The sequence below is a fragment of the Ectopseudomonas toyotomiensis genome, assembly GCF_900115695.1.
GTDB classification, from domain to species: domain Bacteria; phylum Pseudomonadota; class Gammaproteobacteria; order Pseudomonadales; family Pseudomonadaceae; genus Aquipseudomonas; species Aquipseudomonas toyotomiensis.
The window spans coordinates 189,616-213,995 of the sequence record NZ_FOXK01000009.1 but is presented as its reverse complement, the minus strand read 5'-3'; the positions used below and the strand labels follow the sequence as shown (position 1 = coordinate 213,995).

General features: G+C 63.1%; 27 protein-coding genes. 12 read left to right on the top strand and 15 right to left on the bottom strand.

Annotation, left to right across the window (positions count from 1 at the left end):
• Positions 1-27: 27 nt before the first annotated feature.
• Both rpoH and BM186_RS19135 read left to right on the top strand, forming a co-directional pair.
• Positions 28-882 (top strand): RNA polymerase sigma factor RpoH, encoded by an 855-nt coding sequence (rpoH, locus tag BM186_RS19140; RefSeq protein ID WP_072424901.1) that lies wholly within the window; start codon positions 28-30, stop codon positions 880-882.
• 62 nt (positions 883-944) lie between these two features.
• On the top strand, positions 945-1,556 hold the full coding sequence (locus tag BM186_RS19135; RefSeq protein WP_074917451.1) for a hypothetical protein: 612 nt from the start codon (positions 945-947) through the stop codon (positions 1,554-1,556).
• Between the two features lie 94 nt (positions 1,557-1,650).
• Here BM186_RS19135 and mtgA read toward each other — a convergent pair whose 3' ends face one another.
• Positions 1,651-2,379, bottom strand: coding sequence for a monofunctional biosynthetic peptidoglycan transglycosylase (gene mtgA / locus BM186_RS19130; RefSeq protein ID WP_074917449.1), 729 nt, complete (start codon positions 2,377-2,379; stop codon positions 1,651-1,653).
• Between the two features lie 236 nt (positions 2,380-2,615).
• Between mtgA and BM186_RS19125 the strand changes: the two genes are divergently transcribed.
• From BM186_RS19125 to BM186_RS19105, 5 genes are all read left to right on the top strand, one after another.
• The gene (locus BM186_RS19125; RefSeq protein WP_074917447.1) at positions 2,616-2,987 is read left to right on the top strand and encodes a DUF423 domain-containing protein; all 372 of its coding nucleotides are present in this window, start codon (positions 2,616-2,618) and stop codon (positions 2,985-2,987) included.
• Positions 2,988-3,089: 102 nt separating this feature from the next.
• On the top strand, positions 3,090-3,290 hold the full coding sequence (gene thiS / locus BM186_RS19120) for a sulfur carrier protein ThiS (RefSeq protein ID WP_061240208.1): 201 nt from the start codon (positions 3,090-3,092) through the stop codon (positions 3,288-3,290).
• 18 nt (positions 3,291-3,308) lie between these two features.
• Entirely contained in the window at positions 3,309-4,103 is a 795-nt protein-coding gene (locus BM186_RS19115; protein WP_072424905.1) for a thiazole synthase, read from the top strand.
• An 88-nt stretch (positions 4,104-4,191) separates the two neighbouring features.
• On the top strand, positions 4,192-4,908 hold the full coding sequence (gene trmB / locus BM186_RS19110; protein ID WP_074917445.1) for a tRNA (guanosine(46)-N7)-methyltransferase TrmB: 717 nt from the start codon (positions 4,192-4,194) through the stop codon (positions 4,906-4,908).
• A 386-nt stretch (positions 4,909-5,294) separates the two neighbouring features.
• The gene (locus BM186_RS19105; RefSeq protein WP_074917443.1) at positions 5,295-6,638 is read left to right on the top strand and encodes a DUF1329 domain-containing protein; all 1,344 of its coding nucleotides are present in this window, start codon (positions 5,295-5,297) and stop codon (positions 6,636-6,638) included.
• Between the two features lie 7 nt (positions 6,639-6,645).
• Here the strand turns inward: BM186_RS19105 and BM186_RS19100 are convergent, their stop codons facing one another.
• Positions 6,646-7,107 carry an N-acetyltransferase gene (locus tag BM186_RS19100; protein WP_079782570.1) on the bottom strand — a complete coding sequence of 154 codons (462 nt, stop codon included), beginning with the start codon at positions 7,105-7,107 and terminating at the stop codon, positions 6,646-6,648.
• Here BM186_RS19100 and BM186_RS19095 point away from each other — a divergent pair.
• Positions 7,106-7,654 carry an AAA family ATPase gene (locus BM186_RS19095; RefSeq protein ID WP_074917441.1) on the top strand — a complete coding sequence of 183 codons (549 nt, stop codon included), beginning with the start codon at positions 7,106-7,108 and terminating at the stop codon, positions 7,652-7,654. The two genes, BM186_RS19100 and BM186_RS19095, sit on opposite strands and share 2 nt — an antisense overlap.
• A gap of 302 nt (positions 7,655-7,956) precedes the next feature.
• Positions 7,957-9,855: a methyl-accepting chemotaxis protein gene (locus tag BM186_RS19090; RefSeq protein ID WP_072424909.1), complete on the top strand. Its 1,899-nt coding sequence runs from the start codon at positions 7,957-7,959 to the stop codon at positions 9,853-9,855.
• Positions 9,856-9,983: 128 nt separating this feature from the next.
• On the opposite strand, the gene BM186_RS19085 is transcribed toward BM186_RS19090, so the two are convergent.
• The 11 genes from BM186_RS19085 to BM186_RS19035 all read right to left on the bottom strand — a co-directional run bounded on the left by BM186_RS19085 (position 9,984) and on the right by BM186_RS19035 (position 19,388).
• On the bottom strand, positions 9,984-10,307 hold the full coding sequence (locus BM186_RS19085) for a DUF3392 domain-containing protein (protein WP_017675845.1): 324 nt from the start codon (positions 10,305-10,307) through the stop codon (positions 9,984-9,986).
• Between the two features lie 328 nt (positions 10,308-10,635).
• Complete coding sequence (gene hemW / locus BM186_RS19080) at positions 10,636-11,796, bottom strand: radical SAM family heme chaperone HemW (RefSeq protein ID WP_074917439.1); 1,161 nt, start codon at positions 11,794-11,796, stop codon at positions 10,636-10,638.
• Positions 11,793-12,389, bottom strand: a complete 597-nt coding sequence (gene rdgB, locus BM186_RS19075; RefSeq protein ID WP_074917437.1) for an RdgB/HAM1 family non-canonical purine NTP pyrophosphatase — start codon at positions 12,387-12,389, stop codon at positions 11,793-11,795. The genes hemW and rdgB overlap by 4 nt, the downstream gene beginning before the upstream one ends.
• Positions 12,382-12,798, bottom strand: a complete 417-nt coding sequence (locus BM186_RS19070) for a DUF4426 domain-containing protein (RefSeq protein WP_074917435.1) — start codon at positions 12,796-12,798, stop codon at positions 12,382-12,384. The genes rdgB and BM186_RS19070 overlap by 8 nt, the downstream gene beginning before the upstream one ends.
• A 14-nt stretch (positions 12,799-12,812) precedes the next feature.
• On the bottom strand, positions 12,813-13,433 hold the full coding sequence (metW, locus tag BM186_RS19065; protein ID WP_241519878.1) for a methionine biosynthesis protein MetW: 621 nt from the start codon (positions 13,431-13,433) through the stop codon (positions 12,813-12,815).
• Between the two features lie 2 nt (positions 13,434-13,435).
• Positions 13,436-14,575: a homoserine O-succinyltransferase MetX gene (metX, locus tag BM186_RS19060; protein ID WP_074917431.1), complete on the bottom strand. Its 1,140-nt coding sequence runs from the start codon at positions 14,573-14,575 to the stop codon at positions 13,436-13,438.
• 85 nt (positions 14,576-14,660) lie between these two features.
• On the bottom strand, positions 14,661-16,637 hold the full coding sequence (locus BM186_RS19055) for a dynamin-like GTPase family protein (protein ID WP_074917429.1): 1,977 nt from the start codon (positions 16,635-16,637) through the stop codon (positions 14,661-14,663).
• A 181-nt stretch (positions 16,638-16,818) separates the two neighbouring features.
• Positions 16,819-17,109 (bottom strand): DUF167 domain-containing protein, encoded by a 291-nt coding sequence (locus BM186_RS19050; RefSeq protein ID WP_074917609.1) that lies wholly within the window; start codon positions 17,107-17,109, stop codon positions 16,819-16,821.
• 145 nt (positions 17,110-17,254) lie between these two features.
• On the bottom strand, positions 17,255-17,848 hold the full coding sequence (locus tag BM186_RS19045; RefSeq protein WP_074917427.1) for a YggT family protein: 594 nt from the start codon (positions 17,846-17,848) through the stop codon (positions 17,255-17,257).
• 11 nt (positions 17,849-17,859) lie between these two features.
• Positions 17,860-18,678, bottom strand: coding sequence for a pyrroline-5-carboxylate reductase (gene proC, locus BM186_RS19040; protein ID WP_074917424.1), 819 nt, complete (start codon positions 18,676-18,678; stop codon positions 17,860-17,862).
• Between the two features lie 17 nt (positions 18,679-18,695).
• On the bottom strand, positions 18,696-19,388 hold the full coding sequence (locus BM186_RS19035) for a YggS family pyridoxal phosphate-dependent enzyme (RefSeq protein ID WP_074917423.1): 693 nt from the start codon (positions 19,386-19,388) through the stop codon (positions 18,696-18,698).
• A 71-nt stretch (positions 19,389-19,459) separates the two neighbouring features.
• Between BM186_RS19035 and pilT the strand changes: the two genes are divergently transcribed.
• Both pilT and BM186_RS19025 read left to right on the top strand, forming a co-directional pair.
• Positions 19,460-20,494, top strand: a complete 1,035-nt coding sequence (gene pilT, locus BM186_RS19030) for a type IV pilus twitching motility protein PilT (RefSeq protein WP_003463935.1) — start codon at positions 19,460-19,462, stop codon at positions 20,492-20,494.
• A gap of 127 nt (positions 20,495-20,621) precedes the next feature.
• On the top strand, positions 20,622-21,767 hold the full coding sequence (locus tag BM186_RS19025; protein WP_045735677.1) for a PilT/PilU family type 4a pilus ATPase: 1,146 nt from the start codon (positions 20,622-20,624) through the stop codon (positions 21,765-21,767).
• Here BM186_RS19025 and BM186_RS19020 read toward each other — a convergent pair.
• Together BM186_RS19020 and BM186_RS19015 are read right to left on the bottom strand one after the other, a co-directional pair.
• Complete coding sequence (locus BM186_RS19020; protein WP_074917421.1) at positions 21,733-22,620, bottom strand: TIGR03915 family putative DNA repair protein; 888 nt, start codon at positions 22,618-22,620, stop codon at positions 21,733-21,735. The genes BM186_RS19025 and BM186_RS19020 overlap by 35 nt on opposite strands.
• A complete protein-coding gene (locus BM186_RS19015; RefSeq protein WP_074917419.1) occupies positions 22,620-23,831 on the bottom strand; it encodes a putative DNA modification/repair radical SAM protein in 1,212 nt (403 codons plus the stop codon). Before BM186_RS19015 ends, BM186_RS19020 begins: the two co-directional genes overlap by 1 nt.
• A 146-nt stretch (positions 23,832-23,977) precedes the next feature.
• Here BM186_RS19015 and BM186_RS19010 point away from each other — a divergent pair, with 146 nt between their 5' ends.
• Positions 23,978-24,376: an NINE protein gene (locus BM186_RS19010; RefSeq protein WP_021490398.1), complete on the top strand. Its 399-nt coding sequence runs from the start codon at positions 23,978-23,980 to the stop codon at positions 24,374-24,376.
• Positions 24,377-24,380: the final 4 nt, after the last annotated feature.

Genomic DNA, 24,380 nt, shown 5'->3' with positions numbered 1-24,380 from the left:
ACGAGTTTCGTGAATCGGAGGATTCGAATGTCCACTTCCTTGCAACCTGTTCATGCTCTGGTTCCAGGCGCCAACCTGGAAGCGTACGTGCATGCGGTCAACAGCATTCCGCTGCTGACGCCCGAGCAGGAGCGTGAACTGGCCGAAAATCTCTACTACCAGCAGGATCTCGAGGCCGCCCGCCAGATGGTGTTGGCTCACCTGCGTTTCGTGGTGCATATCGCGCGCAGCTACTCCGGTTATGGTCTGGCCCAGGCCGACCTGATCCAGGAAGGCAACGTCGGCCTGATGAAGGCAGTCAAGCGCTTCAACCCGGAAATGGGCGTGCGTCTGGTGTCCTTCGCCGTGCACTGGATCCGTGCCGAGATCCACGAGTTCATCCTGAAGAACTGGCGCATCGTCAAAGTGGCCACCACCAAGGCCCAGCGCAAACTGTTCTTCAACCTGCGCAGCCAGAAGAAGCGTCTGGCCTGGCTGAACAACGATGAAGTCACCGCTGTGGCCGCAAGCCTGGGCGTCGAGCCGCACGAAGTGCGCGAGATGGAAAGTCGTCTGACCGGCCAGGACATGGCCTTTGACCCGGCAGCCGATGCTGACGACGACAGCGCCTTCCAGTCGCCTGCACATTACCTGGAAGACCACCGCTACGACCCGGCCCGTCAGCTCGAGGATGCCGATTGGAGCGACAGTTCCAGCAGCAACCTGCACGAAGCGCTGGAAAGCCTGGACGAGCGCAGCCGCGACATCCTCTACCAGCGCTGGCTGGCCGAGGAGAAGGCAACGCTGCACGACCTGGCCGCCAAGTACAATGTGTCGGCCGAGCGTATTCGTCAGCTCGAGAAGAACGCGATGAACAAGCTCAAGGGCTGTATTGCTGCCTGAGCCTGCCGTTACCCCGAAAAGCCGCACCCTGGTGCGGCTTTTTGCTGTCTGGAGCAATAGCCTTGAACAAACCCCCTCTGAAAGCGCAGCACTTGCTGGTATTCGTGGCTGTGGCCGTGTTGTTCTTCGCCTGGGGCGCCTGGTTGATGCGCAGCGGTGAGGTGCATCCACTGGCCAATCTGCAGCAGTGGCGCGATGCGCTGCTGCAGCCGTTGGCCGAAGACGAGCTGACGCTACGTGAGGTACGGGCGTTGGCGCCAGGCGAGCTGTGGCTGGCGCCGCGCCTGGACGGCGCACGGCTTTTCTATCGTGCGTCGCTCGACGGGGAAGAGGGCGAGTGGTTGCTCGAGGCGGAGGTGAGGTTAAGCCTTGAGCAGCGCGACAGTCTGATGGCGGCGCAGGGGGTGAAGGCGGGTGATGCCGATTTGCCGCTGAGCGAGTCGCTAGCCGAGCAGATGGCTGGGTTTGCCATCTCCAGCCTCAGTTTGCAAGCGCCCGATTCGCTGACCAGCGAACGCCTGGCCGCCAGTCTCGGGCAGCCACGCCTGACATTGGAGCTGACCGAAGGCCGGGCCTGGGTCTATCCGCAATGGGGGCTCACTGTGCATCTGCGCGGTGACGACGTCGCGTTGTTGCATGCGGTGCCCAAGCGTGCGTTCTCGCCTCACCGCTAGCGCGTTGATCAATATCCCTTACCCTACGCCGTCCGGCGTTCCGACCGTAGGGTGCGCCGTGCGCACCGACTGCGGCAGCGTCAGCTGGCGGTTTCTACAGCCAGCGCGGCCACCAATCGGGGCGCTGCGGTTTGAGCTGGTTGAGGTAGTGGCTGCCACCCAGCTGCGTCATCTGCTGACGTATCCATGCGGCGCGACGATTGACGTAGGCGTCCGGTCGGCCGGCGCTCCAGCGCAGCGGGTTGGGTAGCACCGCTGCCAGCTGGCTGGCCTGCTGGCGATTGAGGTAGGGCGCGCCGACACCGAAGTGATGCTGTGCGGCCGCTTCGGCGCCGAAGATGCCATCACCCCACTCGACGCTATTGAGGTACACCTCGAGGATGCGCTCCTTCGGCCAAAGCAGCTCGATCAGCGCGGTGAACCAGGCTTCCAGGCCCTTGCGCAGCCAGCTGCGCCCGGACCAGAGAAACAGGTTCTTCGCCACCTGCTGGCTGAGGGTGCTGGCGCCCCTGAGCGAGCCGCCGCTCTGGTTGTGTGCCAGCGCCGCTTGAATCGCGCCGACGTCGAAGCCCCAATGCTCGGCGAATTTCTGGTCTTCAGCGGCGATCACCGCCATCTTCAGGTGATCCGGCAGTTCTTTCCAGGGGCGCCACTGGCGCTTCAGTTCAATGGGTTGTTCGCTGCTCCAGGATTCGATCTTGCGCTCGATCATCAGCGCTGTACCGGGCGGCGGTACCCAGCGCAGAGCAAGCACCAGCAGCACGCTGGCCAGGATCAGCCAGAGCAGCAGTTTCAGCAGGCGGCGGGTTAGGGCTCGGAGCATGGGGTCTCGCAACGATCAGATGAGGCGCTATTAAAACAAAAAAATGCCGGGAGCAATTTTTTGACGTCGCTTTGCGACGGCCCGAAGGATTGCAACCAAGGACGGCGGGCAGCAAAAAAGTGCCGAGTCAGTTCCTGCGGAACCACAGGGTTGGGCGCAGGTGTGACAATAGCGACCATTTTTCCTTCGGCCTCAGTGGTTAAACTGCGTCCAGATCGATTTATTCAGGAGTTTCCATGGCCCGTCTCTGGCTGCTGTTGTCCGCATTCACCGGCTTCACTGGTGTCGCTCTGGGCGCGTTCGCGGCCCATGGCCTGAAGCACAGGCTGACGCCCGAATATCTGGCGGTGTTCCAGACCGGTACGCATTACCAGTTGATTCACGCGCTGGCCCTGTTCGGCGTCGGGCTGCTGGCGATGCATGCGCCTGGACGGCTGGTGAACCTGGCGGGTGGCACCTTCACCCTGGGTATCCTGCTGTTTTCAGGCAGCCTCTATCTGCTGACCCTCAGCGGCATCGGCAAGCTCGGCATGATCACGCCTTTCGGCGGCGTCGCCTTCCTCGTTGGTTGGCTGTGCCTGGGTCTGAGCGCCTGGAAGCTGGCCTGACCCTGGCGTCAGAAATGAGGACGAATGGCGCCTTTTAGCCTTGGTCGTGGCCAGTTAACGGGCTAGAATGCCGGCCCTCTTTCCAGTTGTGACCGAGTCGTCATGCGTATCCAGTTGAATGGTGAACCCTTCGAACTGCCGGATAACCAGAGCGTCGCCGACCTGTTGGTTCGCCTCGATCTGACCGGGCGCCGTGTGGCGGTCGAGCTCAATCAGGACATCGTTCCACGCAGCCAGCACGACAGCACCCAGCTCGCCGAGGGCGATCAGGTGGAAGTGGTGCACGCCATCGGCGGCGGTTGACCTCACGAGGAGTATTCCATGAGCCAAGTTCGCAGCGACAAGCCCTTCACCCTGGCCGGTCGTACGTTCCAGTCGCGCCTGCTGGTCGGTACCGGCAAGTACAAGGATATGGACGAGACCCGTGACGCCATCGCCGCCTCCGGCGCCGAGATCGTCACTGTGGCGGTGCGCCGCACCAATATTGGCCAGAATCCGGGTGAGCCGAACCTGCTCGACGTGATCAGCCCGGACCAGTACACCATCCTGCCCAACACCGCCGGTTGCTATGACGCCGTCGAGGCCGTGCGCACCTGCCGCCTGGCCCGTGAGCTGCTCGATGGTCACAACCTGGTCAAGCTGGAAGTGCTGGCCGACCAGAAAACCTTGTTTCCCAACGTCATCGAAACCATCAAGGCCGCCGAAGTGCTGGTCAAGGACGGCTTCGACGTCATGGTGTACACCAGCGACGATCCAATCATCGCCCGCCAACTGGCCGAGATCGGCTGCATCGCGGTGATGCCGCTGGCCGGCCTGATCGGCTCGGGCCTGGGTATCTGCAACCCGTACAACCTGCGCATCATTCTCGAAGAATCGAACGTGCCGGTGCTGGTCGATGCCGGTGTGGGCACTGCCTCCGACGCCACCATCGCCATGGAGCTGGGTTGCGAGGCCGTGCTGATGAACAGCGCCATCGCCGAAGCGCAGAATCCGGTGCTGATGGCGCGGGCCATGCAGCATGCCGTCGAGGCTGGCCGCCTGGCCTACCTGGCCGGTCGCATGCCGAAGAAACTTTATGCCAGTGCGTCGTCGCCGCTGACTGGCCTGATCAACTAAGGATGACGATTTGCTGCGCGTCGGCCCTGCTGCGTTGAATGCAGGGCTTCAGCCCGCAGAGTCGTAAAACACTCGACAAGAGCCCAGCATGACCGATACCCAACAGCCCGAACTGACCGAAGACGGTCGCCAGCGCCGTACCATCAAGAGCTTCGTGATGCGCGCCGGGCGCATGACCGAAGGCCAGCAGCGCGGCATCGACAAGGGCTGGCCGCTGTTCGGCCTGGAGCTGGAAGATGGCTTGCGCGATTTCGACCAGGTGTTCGGTCGCAGTGCGCCGCGCACCTTCGAGATCGGTTTCGGTATGGGCCACTCCACCCTGGAGATGGCTGCTGCCGCACCCGAGCAGGATTTCATTGGCGTCGAGGTACACAAACCCGGCGTCGGTGCGTTGCTGAGCGGCGCGATGGCGCAGAATCTGAGCAACATCCGCGTGTACAGCTGCGATGCGCTGGAGGTGCTGCGTGACTGCGTAGCCGATGCCAGCCTCGATCGCGTGCTGCTGTTCTTCCCCGACCCCTGGCACAAATCGCGGCACCACAAGCGCCGTATCGTCCAGCCGGCTTTCGCCGAGCTGGTGCGCAGCAAGCTGAAGGTCGGTGGTGTACTGCACATGGCCACCGACTGGGAGAACTACGCCGAGCACATGCTCGAGGTGATGAATGCCGCGCCGGGCTATCGCAACCTGGCGGCCGATGGCACCTACGTGCCGCGTCCCGAGGAGCGTCCGGTGACCAAGTTCGAACGTCGTGGCGAGCGTCTCGGCCATGGCGTGTGGGATCTGAAGTTCCAGCGTCAGGAGTGACTGACTCACCCAGCGACAAGCGTTTGATTAGAACCGGCAGGATGCACGATCAGATCGGGATAACCCGACGGCCAGGACGGCGCCTCACCTCAGAACCTGCTCACGATCTGCTGCGCGTCGGCGCTACTGCGTTAAAAACAAGCTCGGAAAGCCGCTTGCGGCTAACGCGCCTCTGGTGCGGCCCCGAAGGGGAGAGCGAAGCGAGTCATGCTCATGTACAAAAGTACAGTCGCCCGCGACCCCGGCCGTTCCTCGCTTGTTTTTGCCTTGTATCGCTCTAGCTCGCGAGGCCGTGAGCAGGCTCTCAGAACACAACAAAGACAAGCGCACCTACAAGGGGCGCGGACAATAGCGGCACCGCTTGCAGGCGCCGCGAGGAGAGCATTGTGTTGAGATCGGTTTCCCTTCTTCTGCTGACTGCCCTGGCGTTTCAGGCCCAGGCCAAGGTCGATGCCAGCCAGGCCGCGCGTCTGGGGCAGGAGCTGACACCGCTTGGTGGCGAGCGTGCCGGTAATGCCAGTGGCACCATCCCTGCCTGGACGGGCGGCCTGGCCACGCCGCCGGCCAATTACCAGCCGGGCATGCATCACCCTGATCCCTATGCTGACGACAAACTGCTGTACCGGGTCGACAGTCAGAACCTGGCGCAGTACGAACAGCAGCTGCCGGTCGGCCTCAAGACCCTGCTGCAGCAGAACCCCAGTTTCTATCTGCGCGTATTCCCGACCCGGCGCAGTGCGGCCGCGCCACAACGCATCTACGACGCCACTCGCTTCAACGCCCTCAATGCCGAGCTGATTGCCGGTGGCAATGGCGTTCAGGGCGCTGCTTCCGGCGTGCCGTTCCCGCTGCCGGCGAACGGCCAGGAGGCGATCTGGAACCACGTCATGCGGTATCGCGGCGACCAGATCAGCATGGCCACCAATCAGGCGGCGGTGCTCAGCAACGGTAGTTACAACCTGCTCAAGCTCGAACGCGACATCTACTTCGTCTACGGTCGTGACGGCGTCGCCCCGCAGGACCTGGACAACACCCTGTTCTATTACAAGTACAAGGTGGTAGCTCCAGCCAAGCTGGCTGGCTCGGCGCTGGTGGTGCAGGAGACCCTCGATCAGGTGCTGGCGATTCGCAAGGCCTGGCGTTTCAACCGTGGCGAGCGCCGTGTGCGCCGCCTGCCGATGCTTGCCTACGACACCCTGCAGCCTGACACCAATGGCATGGCCACCGCCGACCAGGTGGATTCCTACAATGGTGCGCCGGATCGCTACGAGTGGCAGTTGTTGGGCAAGCGCGAGATGCTGGTGCCCTACAACAGCTATGCCGTGCACCAGCGCGGCATTCCCTACGCCGATATCCTGCAGGCCAAGCACATCAACCCCGAGCTGTTGCGTTACGAGCTGCACCGCGTCTGGGTGGTCGAGGCGGATCTGCGTACCGGTTTCAGCCATCCCTATGGCAAACGCCGCTTCTATCTGGATGAAGACAGCTGGCAGATCCTCGCTGTCGACCTGTATGACCGCAACGGCAACCTGATCGGTCTGCAGGAGGCCCACCCGATCAGCTACTACGACGTGCCGATGTTCGGCTCGACCCTGGAGACCATTTACGACCTCAAGGGTGGCCGCTACTTCGCTGACGGCCTGGATAACAACGAGAAGATGTACGACTTCAACGCCAGGCTGACTCCGCGCGACTTCACCCCGCAGGCGCTGCGCCGCGAAGGTAACTGAACCGTCGTCACTGGCGCGACCAGCGCATCGTCAGCTCCGGCTGGCCGGTGTGCGGGTCGCGCGTCTCGTCCAGCGTCACGAACCCGCCTGCCCGGTAGAAGGCCACTGCCCGGGTGTTGGCGCGGTAGACGCCGAGTTCCAGGCGGTTGCGCCTGCGTTTGGCTTCGTCCAGCAGCTGACTACCCAGACCGCGGCCTTGCGCGTCTGGGCTGACGAACAGCGCAGCCAGGCGCTGTTCATGCAGCGACGCGAAGCCGAGCACTTGGCCCTGTTCCTCCAGCACCAGGGTTTCGGCCTGCGGCAGATAAAGCTCGCGCATGGCGGGTAGCTGCTCGTACCAGAACGTCTCCGGCACGAAGTCGTGGGCCTGGAGGGAGGCCCTCAGCCAGAGGTCGAGTAGCGCGTCGCTGTCTGTGGGATGGTAGGGGCGAATCATGATGAAATCCTGTTCGAGGAGAGGGACATCCATGGAGGTTCGGTTACATATCTTCGGGGCATCCGGCTCGGGCACCACCACGCTGGCCCGCACGCTGGCCGAGCGCAATGGCTGGCTGCACCTGGATACCGACGATTTCTACTGGCTGCCTAGCGAGCCGCCCTATCAGCACAAGCGGCCGCCCGAGGAGCGCGTCAGGCTGATCCGCGAGCGTAGCGCACAGGCGCCCAGCTGGGTGCTCAGTGGTTCGCTGTGCAGCTGGGGCGAGGCGCTGATCCCTTCGTTCAGCCATGCCCTGTTCCTGCGCCTGGACGACCGGGAGCGCATGCGCCGACTGCGGCAGCGTGAAGCGCAGCGCTACGCTGAACGCATTCTGCCAGGAGGTGACATGCACGGGCAGAGCCTGGCTTTCCTGCAATGGGCCGCCGGCTACGAGCAGGGGGACCTGCACACACGCAGCCTGCTTATGCACGAAACCTGGATGGCCCGCCATCTGGGCTGCCCGCTGCTGCGGCTGGATTCCACCCGGCACACGCCCGAACAACTGGCTGAGCGCGTGCTGAGCTGGCTGCAGTCCTGAGCGAGGTGCTCAGTAGATCCAGCGCCGTAGTTAAGAGACCCCTCTAGCTCAGTGCTTTTAAGCGGTTTTGCACGCTTTCGGCTTCACGTTTTCCGTCGTGCGGTCGCTTATTACCTGCGTGTGCCCGTCAGAACTGGCCAGGTTCCCGGGCAACCCCATAACCGCTTCCCAGATCCCGGTGATAACGCTCTGTGCTGAAAGCCCGCTCAGGGGCTCGCGCTTCCGCGCTGCGTCGCTTGCTCACGGATCTGGCTTTCAACGACAGGTGTCTGCTCGAGCCTGACATCGATGGAGTCCTGTGCATGAATATCAAGGATTGGCCGCTGCGCCTGAAAATCACCCTGACGGCGGCGGCGCTGTTATCGCTGGTCAGCATTGTGCTGATCTGGCAGAGCGTTTCTTCCCTGGACCGGACCGTCAATGACACCCTGCGGCGGGATATCGACGGCTTCGCCCAGTCGATATCGGTCAACCTGGGCAACTGGATGAACGACCGCATCAACGCCGTGAAGACCACTGCGGGCAGCCTGGTGCAGCAGCCGCAGATCGCCCCGCACATTCTGCTGCAGCAGACCTGGGCGACCTTCGCCTTCAATATCACCTACATCGGCACCGTCGATGGACAGATGCTGCAGAATGACCCGACGGTGATCCTGCAGAACTACGATCCGCGCCAGCGCGGCTGGTATCAGGGCGCCGAGAAGAACAACGATGTGTTCATCAGCGACCCTTACGTATCGCTCACCGATGGCGCCTACGTGGTGACCATCGCCTACCCGGCACGTCGTAACGGCACGCTGATTGGCGTGGTCGGCGCCAACCTGACGCTCGATACGTTGACCGAGACCATCGGCAAGTTGAGCATCCCTGGCGAAGGCTACGCGCTGTTGATCGATCAAAGCGGACAGATGATCGCGCACCCCGACAAGGAGTGGCGCACCAAGTCGGCAGCCGACTTTTCGCCAGCGCTGGCTGACGAGCAGCTCAAGGCCCTGGTGCAACAGCGTCGTCTCACTGAGGCTGAGGTGGCGGGCACCGATAGCCTGCTGTACGCCGTCGAGATCCCCAATACCCGATGGACTTTCGTGATGGTCATGGATGAGGCAAAAGTGCTCGCGCCGGTGCGTGAGCAGCTCGCTGTGCAGTTGATCATCGGTACCGGCATGCTGGCCGTCGCCATTCTGGTGCTGGCTCTGCTGGGCCGTGTGCTGTTCCGTGATCTCGAGCAGATCCGTCACAACCTCAACGCCATCGCCGAAGGCAATGGTGACCTGACCCAGCGCCTGCCGGTCAACTCCAATGACGAGATTGGCCAGCTATCGAGCAGCTTCAACCGCTTCATCGAGCAGCTGCACGGCATCATTTCCCGCCTGCGCGAGGTTGCCGTGGCGCTGAGCAACGAGTCCGGACAGGTGGCGCAGGATGCTGAAGCGCAGAACCAGCACGTGCAGCAGCACCAGTCCGAGCTGCACCTGGTGGCCACTGCGGTGACGCAGATGGCTTCCGCCACACAGGAAATCTCGCACAATGCCGAGACCGCCTCCGGTCAGGCCGTGGATTCGGTCAGCCTGAGTGTGGAAGGGCGCCGCCAGGTGGAGCGCAGCCAGCAGTCCATCGCCCTGCTGGCTGAAGAAGTCGAAGGGGCCGGGCGCATCATCGATGAATTGCACCGCCACTCCAACGAGATCAGCTCGATTCTCTCCACCATCGCCAGCATCGCTGACCAGACCAACCTGCTGGCCCTCAACGCGGCCATCGAGGCGGCGCGTGCCGGCGAGCACGGCCGTGGTTTTTCGGTGGTGGCCGACGAGGTGCGCGTGCTGTCCAAGCGCACCCATGAGTCGACCCGCGAGATCGAGGCGATGATCCAGGTGCTGCAGGACGCCACCCGCCAGGCAGTCGGGGTGATGGACAACGCCGCAGCCAAGGCTTCGCAGAGTGTGACTGATGCCCAGGCGGCCAGTGACCTGTTGCAGCAGATCACCGATGCGGTCGGGCAGATCAACGACATGGCTGCGCAGATCGCCTCGGCGGCGGAAGAGCAGGCCTGTGTCACCGTGGAGGTCAACCGCAATACCGAGAACATCCGCGCCATGGGCGATCAGATGTCGCAGAGCAGCCATGCCGCCTCGGCAGCAGCCTCCAACCTGCAGGCGCTAGGCCGGCAGATCGGTAGCGAAGTGTCCAAGTTCGTGCTGTAGAAACAGCGGTTCGCCCCTCGCCATACGGAGCGGCTTCAGCCGCGAAAGCCAATGTCCATGGCTGACACCGCTCCTACAAGGGAAATCAGTTCTTCTTGCCGCAACTGCAATGGCGCTCCGCGGTCACCCTAGTTCCTGTCGGCCAATATGCCGATCACCACGAAGATCAGGATCAGCACCGGCGCCAGTGTGTAGTTGTTGAAGTGCGCCAGGCCCTTGGCCAGCCAGGGTGTGAGGAAGACGATCGCCAGGCCGTAGCCGACCGCGCAGAACACCACGAACAGCAGAGTACGCAGGACGAAATTGAGGTTGCCGATGGTGCGTTGAACCCAGGCGTTGATGGCTGGGCCGAACAGCACCAGCAGGGTGGCCATGATGGCCAGGGAGATATCGCCGAGGTGGCTGCGGCTCCAGCGCGAGAGGGTGACGATCAGGTCCAGTAGCAGATCCATTCAGGCTCCTTGGCAGGCGTAACGGTCAGCGCAGCGGCATCAGGGCTGCGCGAGCGAAGCGCCTAAGCCTAACGGATTCTTGTTGCGCTGTGGGGTGATCTAGGCTCTGTCCGAAAAGTGCCTGTGCTCGGTGATGCTTCGTTAAAAACGAGTTCGGCAAGCTGCTTGCAGCTAACGCGCTTCAGCGCGGCCCGGAGGGCGAACGAAGTGAGTAATGCTCATTTACAGCTCGTAAACTCGAGTGCGAGCCCAGTCCGTTCCTCACCTGTTTTTGCGGGGCCGCCATCGGTATCGCCTGACCTTGGCTCGGCGACTTTTCGTACAGACCCTAGGCCAGGAACTGCTGCAGCAGATCATTGAGAAACAGCTGGCCCTTGGCCGTGGCGACCAGCCGAGTTTCGTCGGCTTGCAGCAGACCCTGACGTTCGGCTTCGCGGCGTGCCTGTTCGAGTTGCTGCAATGGCAGGCCGGTGCGCTGGCTGAACAGCTCGGCAGGCGCGCCTTCGGTCAGGCGCAGCACGTTCATCAGAAACTCGAAGGGCAACTCGTCGGCTTCCAGCAGGCGGTCGCCGGCCTGAAATGCCTTGGCCGGGTCGAGGTAGTCCTTCGGCAGGCGGGTTTTCCAGGTGCGCTGGATGCGCCCTGCGGGTGTGCTCAGCTTGGCGTGAGCGCCAGCGCCGATGCCGAGAAAGTCGCCGAAGGTCCAGTAGTTGAGGTTATGCCGCGCCTGTTTGCCGGGCTGGGCGTAGGCGGACACCTCGTACTGCGCGTAGCCCTCGGCGGCAAGCAGCGCCTGGCCGGCTTCCTGGATGTCCCACAGCAGATCGTCCTCGGGCAGCTCGGGCGGCTGGCTCCAGAACACCGTGTTCGGCTCCATCGTCAGCTGGTACCAGGACAGGTGCGTGGGAGTCTGGGCGATGGCGGTTCGCAGGTCGAACAGGGCGTCTTCGATGCTTTGCTGCGGCAGACCGTGCATCAGGTCGAGGTTGAAGTTGTCGAAGCCGGCAGCGCGCGCCATATCGGCGGCGCGAATGGCCTCGTCGCCATCGTGGATACGCCCCAGCGCCTTGAGCTTGGCCTGCTGGAAGCTCTGCACGCCGATGGACAGGCGATTGATGCCCAATGCCCGGTAGCCCTTGAACTTGGCCTGTTCGAAGGTGCCAGGGTTGGCTTCCAGGGTGATCTCGATATCCGGCGCGAAGGCCACGCGCCGTTCGACGCCTTCCAGCAGACGGCCCAGGGCGCGGTCGGAAAACAGGCTGGGGGTGCCGCCGCCGAAGAAGATCGAGGTCAGTGGACGGCCATGGACGTGCTGCAGGTCGGCATCGAGGTCAGCGAGCAGCGCGTCTACATACTCTTCTTCAGGCAGCGTCGGCCCGGCAGCATGGGAATTGAAGTCGCAGTAGGGGCATTTGCGCACGCACCACGGGATATGGATATAGAGCGCGAGGGGCGGGAGCAGGAAACTCCCGCCAGTGGTATCGCTCATGCCAGCCCCAGGCGCTGCTTGAGCAGGGCCATGGCGCGGGCACGGTGGCTGAGGCGGTTCTTCTGCTCGGCCGGCAGTTCGGCACTGGAACAGGCGGTTTCCGGCACCCAGAACAGCGGGTCGTAGCCGAAGCCGTGCTCGCCAAGGGCTTCGTGCAGGATGCTGCCGTGCCACAGGCCTTCACAGAGGATCGGCAGCGGATCGTCGGCATGTCGCACCAGCGCCAGGGCACAGACGAACTGGGCGCCACGCTCGGCGTCCGGCACGTCTTTCAGGGCGGCGAGCAGCTTGGCATTGTTCGCCGCATCGCCCTGGCCATCGGCATAGCGCGCCGAGTAGATGCCAGGAGCGCCGCCGAGGAAATCCACCGCCAGGCCGGAGTCGTCGGCCAGCGCCGGCAGGCCGGAGATGCGCGCGGCGTTGCGCGCCTTGAGGATGGCGTTCTCGACGAACGACAGGCCGGTCTCTTCCGGTTCGACCTGGCTGAACTCACCGATGGAACGCACGCGCACCGCATCGCCGAGCATGGCCTGCAACTCTTTGAGCTTGCCGGCGTTATGGCTGGCCAGCACCAGTTCCTTGAAGTCAGTCATCCGGGAACATTTCCTGATTGAAGGTGATGCGGTGCGTGTTGTCGCCCTGGCGTACGTCGAGGGTGAAGCTGAGAATCTCGCGGCTGGAGAAGGGGAACTGTGCCAGGTAATAGATGGCGCCGCTCTCGGTGACCTGCCTGAAGGTCAGCGCGGTGCTCTGCCCCAGCAGGTTCTTCACCTGGCCGCTGACCAGCGCGGTGCTGGCCTTACCGGCCTTGAGCACTGCAACGTTGACCACGCCCTGGGTCTTGCTGCGCACCAGGCCGGCGGCGCTGGCGATGTCCGGCTGCAGGAAGCTGGAGTTGAACACGCTGTAGTGCACGTCGAGCTCGCCGAAGCTCTGCTTGCGCTCGGCGGCGGCCGGCAGGGCCAGGCACAGGGCGATCAGGAAGGGGATGATGCGGCGCATGATGTTCTCCTCGTTCAGACCGCGACGCGGTGGACGGAGAGGTCCGCGCCGCTGATGCGGTAGATGCCGATCTCGCCCAGCAGGTTGGGCCAGATGCGGCTTGCCAGGCCATGGCGATGGTCACGGTCCACCGCCAGGCGTTCTTCCACACGGGCACCCTGGGCGTGACAGAGACGCTCGAAGTCCTCGAAGGTGCAGAAGTGGATATTCGGGGTGTTGTACCAGGTATAGGGTAGGAAGTCCGACACCGGCATGCGACCTTTCGTCGTCAGGTACCAGCGGCAGCGCCAGTGGCCGAAGTTGGGGAAGGTGATGATGCAAGTCTTGCCGACCCGCAGCATTTCGGCCAGCACCTTGTCCGGGTAGTGTAGCGCTTGCAGCGACTGGGTCATGACCACCACGTCGAAGCTGTTGCTGGCGAAGTTGCCCAGGCCCAGGTCGAGGTTCTGCTCGATGACGTTGACGCCGCGCTCGATGCACAGGGCGATCTTGTCCGGGTCGATCTCCAGGCCGTAGCCGGCCACGTGCTTGTTGTCGCGCAGCCAGGCGAGCAGCTCGCCGTCGCCGCAGCCCAGGTCGAGCACACGGCTGCCCGGGGCGATCCATTCCTGGATGATGTCCAGATCCGCTCGCATGCTCATACCTCGATTCGCTTCATATAGCTGCCGAATGCCTGCAGGTAACGCGGGATCGGCATGAGGAAGGCGTCGTGGCCCTGCGGCGCATCGATCTCCAGGTAGCAGACGTTCTTCTTCGCCGCCGTCAGGGCGTCGACGATCTCCCGCGAGCGGGCGGGAGAGAAGCGCCAGTCAGTGGTGAAGGACATCACGCAGAAGTCCGCCTTGGCCACGGCCAGAGTCTTGGCCAGATCACCATCGTGCGCAGCGGCAGGGTCGAAGTAGTCCAGCGCCTTGGTCATCAGCAGATAGGTGTTGGCGTCGAAACGGCCGGAGAATTCCTCGCCCTGATAGCGCAGGTAGCTTTCCACCTGGAACTCGACGCTGTGGAAGTCGTAGTTGAGCTTCTCGCTCTTCAGACCGCGACCGAATTTCTCGCCCATGGCGTCGTCGGACAGGTAGGTGATGTGGCCGACCATGCGCGCCAGCATCAGCCCGCGCTTGGGGATCACACCCTGTTCCTGGAAATGCCCACCGTGAAATTCCGGATCGGTGAGAATCGCCTGGCGCGCCACCTCGTTGAAGGCGATGTTCTGCGCCGACAGCTTGGGCGCCGAGGCGATGGCCAGGCAGTGACGCACACGCTCGGGGTAGCTGATGGTCCACTGCATGGCCTGCATGCCGCCGAGACTGCCGCCGATCACCGCCGCCCATTGCTCGATGCCGAGCACATCGGCCAGACGCGCCTGACTGTGCACCCAGTCTTCGACCGTCATTACCGGAAAGTCTGCGCCGTAGGGCTTGCCGGTGGCCGGGTTGGCGCTGCTCGGGCCGGTGGAGCCGTTGCAGCCGCCGAGGTTGTTGAGGCTGACGACGAAGAACTTGTTGGTGTCGATGGGCTTGCCGGGGCCGATGCAGCTGTCCCACCAGCCGGGCTTGCGATCATCCGGGCTGTGGTAGCCGGCGGCGTGATGATGGCCGGACAGGGCATGGCAGATCAGCACCGCATTGCTGCGCGCGGCGTTCAGTTCGCCATAGGTCTCGACGACCAGTTCGTACTCGGCCAGGCTGCGACCGCAGGCCAGCGCCAAGGGTTCGCTGAAGCGGAACACCTGGGGACTGACCAGGCCGACGGAATCTTCGGGAAATGCAGTGGGCATTGAGGCGCTGCTAATGAATCGGAGGAGGGCGCCAGTCTAAAGAGCACCGACCCGAGCGGCAAGCGAGCTGGGCGCCCGCTCCGCTCTACAGGCTTTGTGGGCGCGCCGCCGTCGGTAGGCTGACCACCTTGCCCTGGCGCTGCACCGGTGCCGGACGACGCAGCACGCGCAGCATGTCGCTGGCCAGGGCCAGCTGCTGTTCCAGCTCTTCCCGGTAGCGCGCCAGTTGCAGGCTGCGTTTGCGCGTCTGCTGGGTTTCCTGGGCCAGCGCCTTGAGGCGCAGCATGTGGCTTTCCAGCATCTGCTTGTGTTCCAGGGTGTGCTGCATCAGCGGCATCAGCGCATCGGCGGCCCATTGCTCGGCGTCCAGGCGCAGGCGCTGGTGCAGGCCGATCACTTCCTGGGCCAGGGTGGCGAAGAAGCGTCGGGTCAGGCTGCGCTGCTCGGTGAGCAGAGTCTTCAGGTGCAGGCGGAACTGGTCGCCCTTTTCCTGCAGTTTCTTCAGCTCACGCAGATAACGCTGGATCTTGAACTGCGGCGCGTCGACCCCGCCCAGCGGATTGTCTTCGTTGTGTCGACGATAGATGGCTGCAACCATCTTGTTGGCCATGTCGGCTTCGTGCTGCAGGTTGTGCAGATCCTGTTCGATGGCGCGGAAGAAATGCAGGATGGCCTGGTTGATGCCCAGGGTGGTCCAGCTGCCGGTGAGATTGCGGCGCACCTCGCTCAGGTGTTCCTCCAGGCGTTCGGCGCGTGCGGCGTGTCGCAGCAGCTGACCCTGACGCTGCAGCAGGCGCTGGTTGGTCTTCAGACCGAGCAGGCGTTTGTGGTGCAGGCTGTGGTCTTCCTTGGTCTTGGCGGTCAGCTCGAACAGCAGCTGGCCGTTGTCCTGTTGATGGTTGCCGAGCAGGGCCAACTGCTCACTGACTTTCTCCAGGCGCAGGTTGAGCACATGTTGGCTGTTGTTCACCAGCGCCAGCACCTGACGCACCACGTTATCTTCGATCAGGCGTTCCTTCTGTGCGACGATGCGCTCGCACAGCAGGTTTTCCAGACCAGCCATCTGGCTGCGTGCCAGCAGCTCTTCGTCCCTGCGCACCTTGGCCAACAGTGCCTGCTTGGCCGACAGCGGCAGTACGTCCTGCTTGGCGATGCCCAATTGCTTGGCGGTGGCGCTCTGGATCTGGCCAATGGCGTTCTGCACGAAGGTCTCGCCTGCCAGGTCGTCCCACAGCACGTCGATCTTGTTGAGCACGGCGAACAGGCTGGTCTGGGCGTCTTCGTCGAGCTGCCGGATGTGCTGCTGCCAGATGCTCATGTCGCTGGCGGTGACGCCAGTATCGGCGGCCAACAGGAAGATGATCGCCTGGGCATTGGGCAGCATCGACAGGGTCAGCTCCGGCTCGCTACCGAGGGCGTTGAGCCCGGGGGTATCGAGAATGCGCAGGCCCTGGCGCAGCAACGGGTGGTCGAAGTTGACCATCGCATGGCGCCAGGCCGGCACCAGTACCTGGCCACGTTTGCCGGTGCCTTCGAGCATGTCCGGGTGGAAGCCGAGCTGGATCGCCTGTTCCACCGGCATGGATTTGGTTTTGGCCACCTGGCTGAAAGCCAGGGCCATATTGGCCGGGTCGCTGGTATCCAGCGGGATGTTCACCCAGTGCCGCGGGATGCGTTTGAACTGTGCGACGCTGGCCGAGGCCGTGCGCGTCTCGATGGGCAACAGACGAATGTAGGGGCGTTCCGAGCGCGGGTCGAAGAACAGCTCGGTGGGGCACATGGTGGTACGCCCGGCATGCGAAGGCAGCATGCGCTGGCCGTATTCGGAGAAGAACAGGCTGTTGATCAGCTCGGTCTTGCCGCGTGAGAACTCACCGACGAAGGCCAGGGTGATGTGATCGGTACGCAGGATCTTCAGCGCGCGTTCGAGTTTTGCCTGAACGGCCTCGGAGTTGAGCCGATTGTGTTCCAGCCAGCTGCGATAACGCGTGATCTCGCGCATCAGTTCGCGTTTCCAGGCGACGTAGGCGTCAACCTGCTGGCTGAGACGTTCCATGCTCATCCTGGCTCTCCTCTCGGCAAGTTCATCCACTTGCTGGGGCTGCGTGATTGTTCAGTTGGTGTTGCCGCCAGGAAGCACGGCATTCGCGGGAATAACCTGCATTATGCGAGGTACAGGGCGGCCGTCAATTGGCTGCTTATACAGTCCCGCCTTGTGGTCGGGTATGGCGGCTGAATGGTCATCAGGGGTTCTGCAAGCCGGGAATCGCTGGCAGGTTACGTGGTGTGCGGATGCGCAGGCGCTTGTGTCGATTGAGTTCGCCGCTTTCCAGGCTCACCTGGCTCTTGGCCACGCCGAACGCCTGGGCTAGAAAGGCCAGCAGATGGGCGTTGGCCTTGCCCTCGACCGGTGGGGCGGTGAGGCGGATCTTCAACCGATCACCCTGCAGCCCGGCGAACTCGTCCTTGCTCGCCTTGGGCTGCAGGTGACAGTCGAGGATCAGGTCTTCGCCATCCCAGCGGTAGAAACTCATGCCGAGAACCTGCTCAAAGTCTGCTGCGCGTCGGCTTTGCTGCGTTAAAAACAGGCTCGGAATGCTCATTTATCATTCGTAAACTCCGCTTCCTCACCTGTTTTTGCCTTGCATCGCGCTAGCTCGCGAGCCTTTGAACAGGCTCTCAGAGGAAGGGGCTGAGCATCGGTGGCAGCCCGGTGGAGGCCGCCAGGCCGCCAATCACGAAGCGATCGATCAGATTGATGGTGATGAAGGCGAAGATAGGCGAGATATCCAGGCCGCCGAGGTTCGGCAGCAGCTTGCGGAACGGCGCCAGCAGCGGCTCGCAGATCTGATTCACCAGCTGCGCGCCGGGGTTGTAGCTGCCCGGGGCGACCCACGACAGGATCACGCTGATGATCAGGGCGAAGAAGAACACCTTGAGAAACAGCGAGGTCACGCCGATCAGTGACCACACCAGCAGTTGCAGGATGAAGCCGCCGACGTTGTAGCCCATCAGCGTCAGGGTGATGACCATCAGCAGCAGCTGCACCAGGATGGCCAGCACCAGCGAGGCCAGATCCAGCCCGGCGAATCCCGGAATGACGCGGCGCAGGGGCGTCAGCAGCGGTTGCGTGGCCTTGACGATGAACTGGCTCAACGGGTTGTAGAAGTCGGCGCGCACCAGTTGCAGGATGAAACGCAGCAGGACGATCAGCAGATACAGGCTGCCGAGGGTCTGGATGATGTAGATCAGGGCTTCGATGAGTCCGGACATGTGTGCTTCCTTTATTGACCCAGTTGTTCGGCCAGTTCGGCCGATCGATTGGCGGCGGCGTTCAGTGCCTGTTGTACCAGCGCTTCGAAGCCGCCGGCCTGGAAGGTGTTGATCGCCGCCTCGGTGGTTCCGTTCGGCGAGGTCACACGGCGGCGCAGTTCGGCGGCCTCCACATCGCTCTCGCTGGCCATGCGCGCGGCGCCCAGGGCGGTGTGAATGCTCAGGCGGGCGGCGGTTTCGCGCGGCAGGCCGAGTTGTTCGCCGGCCGCGGTCATGGCCTCGATCAGCAGGAAGAAGTAGGCCGGGCCGCTGCCGGAGACGGCGGTCACCGCATCGAGCTGTGCTTCGTCGTCCAGCCACAGGGCCAGGCCTACGGCGCTCAGCACCTGTTCGGCCTGGGCTTTCTGTGCGGCGCTGACGCGGGCGTTGGCGAACAGGCCGGAAACGCCCTGACGCAATAGCGCCGGCGTGTTGGGCATGCAACGCACCACTGGGCGCTGGCCCAGCCAGTTTTCCAGGCTGGCGCAGCTGATGCCGGCGGCGATGGAGATGATCACCTGATTGGGAGCCAGGTGTGGCGCCAGATCCAGGCACACCACTTTCATGATCTGTGGTTTGACCGCCAGCACGATCAGGTCGGCGCCTTTTATGGCTTCACCGTTATCCGCGAAGGTGGCGATGCCGTGTTCCTGTTGCAGGCGGGCGCGTTGTTCGCTGCCGGGCTCGCTGGCGCGGATGGCGCTGGCTGCGACGCCCTGGGCGCGCAGGCCGCCAATCAGGCTGGCGGCCATGTTGCCGGCGCCGACGAAGGCGATGGTCGGGTTGCTCATTGCAGAAAATCCTTCATTCAGTGAGTGGGCTGGCCGTAATCGCGGGCGCCGAACAGGGCGGTGCCGATGCGAACCCAGGTGGCACCTTCAGCGATGGCGGCCTCCAGGTCATGGCTCATGCCCATGGACAAGGTATCGAGGTCCAGCGCCAGGTCATCACGCAATTGGCGCAAGTGGGCGAAGGCAGCATGTTGCGCCGCGATATCGTCGGTCGGTTCGGGAATCGCCATCAGCCCACGCAGGTGCAGGTTGGGCAGGGCGGTTACAGCCTTGGCCAGCTCTGGCAGCGCTTCCGGGCTGCAGCCGGATTTGCTGTCCTCAGCGCTGACGTTGACCTGCAGGCAGATATTCAGCGGCGGCAGGTGGGCGGGGCGCTGCTCGGAGAGGCGTTGGGCGATTTTCAGGCGATCCACCGAATGTACCCAGTCGAAATGCTCGGCGATAGGCCGGGTCTTGTTCGACTGAATGGGGCCGATGAAATGCCAGATCAAGGGCAGATCACTCAGTTCGGCCTGTTTTTCCAGCGCTTCCTGCAGGTAGTTCTCGCCAAAATCGCACAAACCAGCCGCATGAGCTTCACGAATGGCCGCTGCCGGTTTGGTCTTGCTCACCGCGAGCAGGCCGATATCCGTCAAATTACGTTGCGAGGCTTGCGCCGCCTCACGGATGCGCGCTCCGACCTTTGCAATATTCTCTGCTATCGTGGACATTACCTGCGCTCTATAAGCCTGGCCGTTGCGTTCGCGGCATTCTACCTGCTTGCTTGTAATTGGGGAGTCCCATGGATATCACTGAGCTGCTTGCCTTCAGCGCCAAGCAAGGCGCGTCGGATTTGCACCTCTCGGCGGGTCTGCCGCCGATGATCCGCGTCGACGGCGATGTACGCCGCATCAACCTGCCGCCGCTGGATCACAAGCAGGTACACGCGCTGATCTACGACATCATGAATGACAAGCAGCGCAAGGACTTCGAAGAGTTCCTCGAGACCGACTTCTCCTTCGAAGTGCCGGGCGTGGCACGTTTCCGGGTCAACGCCTTCAACCAGAACCGTGGCGCCGGTGCGGTGTTCCGTACCATTCCGTCCAAGGTGCTGACCATGGAAGACCTGGGCATGGGCGAAGTGTTCCGCAAGATCACCGACGTGCCGCGCGGCCTGGTGCTGGTCACCGGCCCTACCGGTTCGGGCAAGTCGACCACCCTGGCGGCAATGCTCGACTATCTCAATAGCAACAAGTACCACCACATTCTCACCATCGAAGATCCCATCGAATTCGTCCACGAGTCGAAGAAGTGCCTGGTCAACCAGCGTGAGGTGCATCGCGACACCCACGGCTTCTCCGAAGCCCTGCGCTCGGCGCTGCGTGAAGACCCGGACATCATCCTGGTGGGCGAGATGCGCGACCTGGAAACCATCCGCCTGGCACTGACCGCCGCGGAAACCGGTCACCTGGTGTTCGGCACCCTGCACACCACCTCTGCGGCCAAGACCATCGACCGTGTGGTCGACGTGTTCCCGGCCGAGGAGAAGTCGATGGTGCGTTCGATGCTGTCGGAATCACTGCAGGCGGTGATCTCGCAGACTCTGCTGAAGAAGATCGGCGGCGGTCGCGTAGCGGCACACGAAATCATGATCGGCACGCCGGCTATCCGTAACCTGATCCGAGAGGACAAGGTGGCGCAGATGTACTCGGCGATCCAGACCGGCGGCGCGCTGGGCATGCAGACCCTCGATGCCTGCCTGAAGACGTTGGTGTCCAAAGGGCTGGTCAGCCGCGACAGCGCGCGCGAGAAGGCCAAGAGCCCGGAAAACTTCTAGGAACAGGTGTAGGAGCGAGCCCTGCTCGCGACGCTTTTGGCGTCACCCTGTTCGCGGGCAGAGCTCGCTCCCATGATTCGGCAGATGGCTGCCGAACGGTATTGCACACGAAGCTGCGAGAACGACGATGGAATTCGAAAAACTGTTGCGCCTGATGGTCGAAAAAGGCGGCTCCGATCTGTTCATTACCGCTGGCGTACCGCCGTCGATGAAGGTCAATGGCAAGATCATGCCGGTGACCAAGAATGCCATGTCGCCGGAGCAGACCCGCGAGACCGTATTGGGTGTGATGAACGAGGCACAACGCCGCGACTTTGCCGAGAACCATGAGTGCAACTTCGCCATCAGTGCCCGCGGCATCGGTCGTTTCCGCGTCAGCGCCTTCTACCAGCGCAACCTGGTGGGCATGGTGCTGCGCCGGATCGAGACCAATATCCCCACCATCGATGACCTCAAGCTGCCGGAGATCCTCAAGAAGCTGGCGCTGACCAAGCGCGGTCTGGTGCTGTTCGTCGGTGCCACCGGTACCGGTAAGTCCACCTCGCTGGCGGCGATGATCGGCTACCGCAACAAGAACAGCAGTGGCCACATCATCTCCATCGAAGACCCGATCGAATACATTCACCAGCATCAGAGCTGCATCGTCACTCAGCGTGAAGTGGGCATCGATACCGAGTCCTTCGAAGTGGCGCTGAAGAACACCCTGCGTCAGGCGCCTGACGTGATCCTCATCGGTGAGGTGCGCACCCGCGAGACCATGGACCACGCCGTGGCCTTCGCCGAAACCGGCCACCTGTGCCTGGCCACCCTGCACGCCAACAACGCCAACCAGGCGCTGGACCGCATCATCAACTTCTTCCCGGCCGACCGGCAGAACCAGGTGTGGATGGACCTGTCGCTCAACCTCAAGGCCATCGTCGCCCAGCAATTGGTGCCCACCCCGGACGGCAAGGGCCGTCGTGCGGTGATCGAGGTGCTGATCAACACCCCGCTGGCCGCCGACCTGATCCGCAAGGGCGAGGTGCACGAGCTCAAGGGCCTGATGAAACGCTCCACCGAGCAGGGCATGCAGACCTTCGACCAGGCGCTGTACAACCTCTACACCCAGGGCGAGATCACCTACGAAGATGCGCTGCTCTACGCCGACTCGGCCAACGACCTGCGCCTGATGATCAAGCTCGGCTCGGAAACCGATGGCGATCACCTGACCAGCATGGCCCAGGGCCTGGCGCTGGAGGTCAGCGAGGAAGATCCGGGGCGTCGCTTCCGCTGACGCTGCCTGACGGGGGACGCGCTGCGTCCCCTTCGTTTATCTGGGCGATGCGTTTGCCCTTCCTGCCGGCCAGCACCAATGCCTGGCCATCGCGCTGCGCGCCGGCGCGTGCTTCGCTCATCAGTTGCGGAATCAGCGGGCCTTCTGGCAGGTGCTTCCAGAATCTCAGTGGCAGATGTTGCTGCATTACCGTGCGGTTAAGCCGCGCCGGGTTGAAGGTGCTGCCGTAATAGGCTCGCCACAGGGCCTGACCGTCATCCCCGGGCTGCTGTGCCCAGGCTTGCCATTGCGCCGGGCAGCGGCGCTCGTGCTGCAGGTGTTGGCCATCCCAGTACACGCCGTCGCGCGGCGTTGCGATCAGCCAACTGTGTTTGCCCAGGCGTTCGGCGAAGTGACCACTGGCCGAGGCCAGGATGTCGTGTGCCGGTTCGAACCAGGCGACGAAGTCCGGCGCGCCTTGCGCCTTGCTCGGCTGAAAGCGCACGAAAGCATGCAGGTGATGGGCCTCGCGCCGCACCGCCTTGAGCCGGCGATGCAGCTCGCTGCCGTCGGGGTCGCCGGCCAGCACGGCGCTGCGCTCACCCTGCACGAAGCGCCAGAGCACGCGGTAGAGCAGGCTCCAGCGCTCCTCACCACGGTACTGTGCAGCGCTCTCCAGCAGCTCCAGCAGTTCGGGCGAGACGCGCAGGCGGCCATTGGGCTCCGGCGCGCGTTCGGCGGGCTGGTCGAACAGGCCAGGCGCCGCTTCTTCGTCCAGCCACTGCAACTGGTGCGGTGCCAGGCCCTGCAGCAGGGCACGGCGCGCGGCCTGGCGCCAGGTGGCGAAGGTGCCGTCGAAACGCAGGCTGTGCATCACCACAACGCCATCTGCGCCGGGGTGTCGCGCAACTGCTGGCGCAGCACCACGGACTCGTGTTCGGCCCGCGGCGGTCGGTAGTCCTGGGTGACGATGAAGGGCTTGGCCTTTTCCAGCACGCAGCGCAGGCGGGTCAGGTCCTCGTAGCGGATGCGCCGTTCACGCCGCAGCGCGCTCAGGCGCCTGGCGCTGAGCACGCCGATGCCGGGCACGCGGGCGATCAGCGACTCGTCGGCGCGGTTCAGGTCCACCGGAAACTGCTCGCGATTGGCCAGGGCCCAGGCCAGCTTGGGGTCGATATCCAGTGCCAGGTTGCCGGGGCCGGCCAGCAGCTCCGTGGCGCTGAAGCCGTAGCCGCGCATGAGGAAGTCAGCCTGGTACAGACGGTGCTCGCGCAGCAGCGGTGGCGCCTCGAACGGCACGGTCTTCGGACTCTGCGGGATGGGGCTGAAGGCCGAGTAATAGACGCGGCGCAGGCGATAGCCCTGATACAGGCTCTGTGCGTTGTGCAGGATGGTGCTGTCATCAGTGGCATCGGCGCCGACGATCATCTGCGTGCTTTGCCCGGCCGGGGCGAAACGTGGTGCGCGGCGTTCTTCCTTGGCCTCGCGCTCGCCGAGATGAATGTTGTGCATGGCCTGGTGAATGCTGCCGACGTTCTTTTCCGGCGCCAGGCGCACCAGGCTGGTCTCGGTCGGCAGCTCGATATTGACGCTGAGGCGATCGGCGTACAGCCCGGCCTCCGCGATCAGTTCCGGCGCGGCATCGGGGATGGTCTTCAGATGAATGTAGCCACGGAACTGGTGCTCCTGGCGCAGCAGCTTAGCGACGCGAATCAACTGCTCCATGGTGTAGTCGGCCGAGCGGATGATGCCGGAGCTTAGGAACAGGCCGCTGATGCAGTTGCGCTTGTAGAAGTCCAAGGTCAGCGTCACCACTTCCTCGGGCGTGAAACGCGCACGCGGCACGTCGCTGGAGCGTCGGTTGATGCAGTACTGGCAGTCGTACAGGCAGAAGTTGGTCAGCAGGATCTTAAGCAATGCCACGCAGCGACCGTCCGGCGTGTAGCTGTGGCAGATGCCCATGCCATTGGTCGAACCAATGCCGTCCTTGCCCTTGGAGCTGCGCTTGGGTGCGCCGCTGCTGGCGCAGGAGGCGTCGTACTTGGCGGCGTCGGCGAGGATGGTGAGCTTTTCGATCAGTTGCATGGCAGTCGATATCTGTACTGTTTTTTTATACAGTATATGGGCGTCGTACAGCTATCAAGCCATTCTTGTATTGCGCTGCCTCATTGCAGATGAAACCTTCACTAGGAGCGCAGCGTCATAGCTGCATCTCGCACAAGGAGTTCGCCATGCAACGACAGGATACGCACAGCAAGCTGATTGGTTACCTGCTGTGGATCTTCGGTTTTCTCGGTTCCCACCGCTTCTACTATGGTAAGCCGGTCACCGGCACCATCTGGTTCTTCACCCTGGGATTGTTCTTCATCGGCTGGATCATCGATCTGTTTCTGATTCCTTCGATGGATCGCGAGGCCGACCTGCGTTTTACCGCCGGCGATACCGACTACAACGTGGCTTGGATACTGCTGACCTTCCTCGGTGTGTTCGGTGTGCACCGCATGTACCAGGGCAAGTGGATCACCGGGATCATCTATCTGTTCACCGGCGGCCTGTTCCTGATCGGCGTGCTCTACGACTTCTGGACGCTCAATACGCAGATCTCGATCAAGAACGCGCAGCGCGGTTGAGTCA

Coding starts and splice junctions, on each gene's coding strand:
- BM186_RS19115 (WP_072424905.1), top strand. CDS start 3,309: ATGAGCCAAGTTCGCAGCGACAAGCCCTTCACCCTGGCCGGTCGTACG.
- rpoH (WP_072424901.1), top strand. CDS start 28: ATGTCCACTTCCTTGCAACCTGTTCATGCTCTGGTTCCAGGCGCCAAC.
- BM186_RS19055 (WP_074917429.1), bottom strand. CDS start 16,637: ATGAGCATGGAACGTCTCAGCCAGCAGGTTGACGCCTACGTCGCCTGG.
- BM186_RS19095 (WP_074917441.1), top strand. CDS start 7,106: ATGGAGGTTCGGTTACATATCTTCGGGGCATCCGGCTCGGGCACCACC.
- metW (WP_241519878.1), bottom strand. CDS start 13,433: ATGCGAGCGGATCTGGACATCATCCAGGAATGGATCGCCCCGGGCAGC.
- pilT (WP_003463935.1), top strand. CDS start 19,460: ATGGATATCACTGAGCTGCTTGCCTTCAGCGCCAAGCAAGGCGCGTCG.
- BM186_RS19010 (WP_021490398.1), top strand. CDS start 23,978: ATGCAACGACAGGATACGCACAGCAAGCTGATTGGTTACCTGCTGTGG.
- trmB (WP_074917445.1), top strand. CDS start 4,192: ATGACCGATACCCAACAGCCCGAACTGACCGAAGACGGTCGCCAGCGC.
- mtgA (WP_074917449.1), bottom strand. CDS start 2,379: ATGCTCCGAGCCCTAACCCGCCGCCTGCTGAAACTGCTGCTCTGGCTG.
- proC (WP_074917424.1), bottom strand. CDS start 18,678: ATGAGCAACCCGACCATCGCCTTCGTCGGCGCCGGCAACATGGCCGCC.
- BM186_RS19070 (WP_074917435.1), bottom strand. CDS start 12,798: ATGCGCCGCATCATCCCCTTCCTGATCGCCCTGTGCCTGGCCCTGCCG.
- BM186_RS19085 (WP_017675845.1), bottom strand. CDS start 10,307: ATGGATCTGCTACTGGACCTGATCGTCACCCTCTCGCGCTGGAGCCGC.
- rdgB (WP_074917437.1), bottom strand. CDS start 12,389: ATGACTGACTTCAAGGAACTGGTGCTGGCCAGCCATAACGCCGGCAAG.
- BM186_RS19025 (WP_045735677.1), top strand. CDS start 20,622: ATGGAATTCGAAAAACTGTTGCGCCTGATGGTCGAAAAAGGCGGCTCC.
- hemW (WP_074917439.1), bottom strand. CDS start 11,796: ATGAGCGATACCACTGGCGGGAGTTTCCTGCTCCCGCCCCTCGCGCTC.
- BM186_RS19045 (WP_074917427.1), bottom strand. CDS start 17,848: ATGTCCGGACTCATCGAAGCCCTGATCTACATCATCCAGACCCTCGGC.
- metX (WP_074917431.1), bottom strand. CDS start 14,575: ATGCCCACTGCATTTCCCGAAGATTCCGTCGGCCTGGTCAGTCCCCAG.
- BM186_RS19035 (WP_074917423.1), bottom strand. CDS start 19,388: ATGTCCACGATAGCAGAGAATATTGCAAAGGTCGGAGCGCGCATCCGT.
- BM186_RS19050 (WP_074917609.1), bottom strand. CDS start 17,109: ATGAGTTTCTACCGCTGGGATGGCGAAGACCTGATCCTCGACTGTCAC.
- thiS (WP_061240208.1), top strand. CDS start 3,090: ATGCGTATCCAGTTGAATGGTGAACCCTTCGAACTGCCGGATAACCAG.
- BM186_RS19020 (WP_074917421.1), bottom strand. CDS start 22,620: ATGCACAGCCTGCGTTTCGACGGCACCTTCGCCACCTGGCGCCAGGCC.
- BM186_RS19100 (WP_079782570.1), bottom strand. CDS start 7,107: ATGGATGTCCCTCTCCTCGAACAGGATTTCATCATGATTCGCCCCTAC.
- BM186_RS19015 (WP_074917419.1), bottom strand. CDS start 23,831: ATGCAACTGATCGAAAAGCTCACCATCCTCGCCGACGCCGCCAAGTAC.
- BM186_RS19125 (WP_074917447.1), top strand. CDS start 2,616: ATGGCCCGTCTCTGGCTGCTGTTGTCCGCATTCACCGGCTTCACTGGT.
- BM186_RS19090 (WP_072424909.1), top strand. CDS start 7,957: ATGAATATCAAGGATTGGCCGCTGCGCCTGAAAATCACCCTGACGGCG.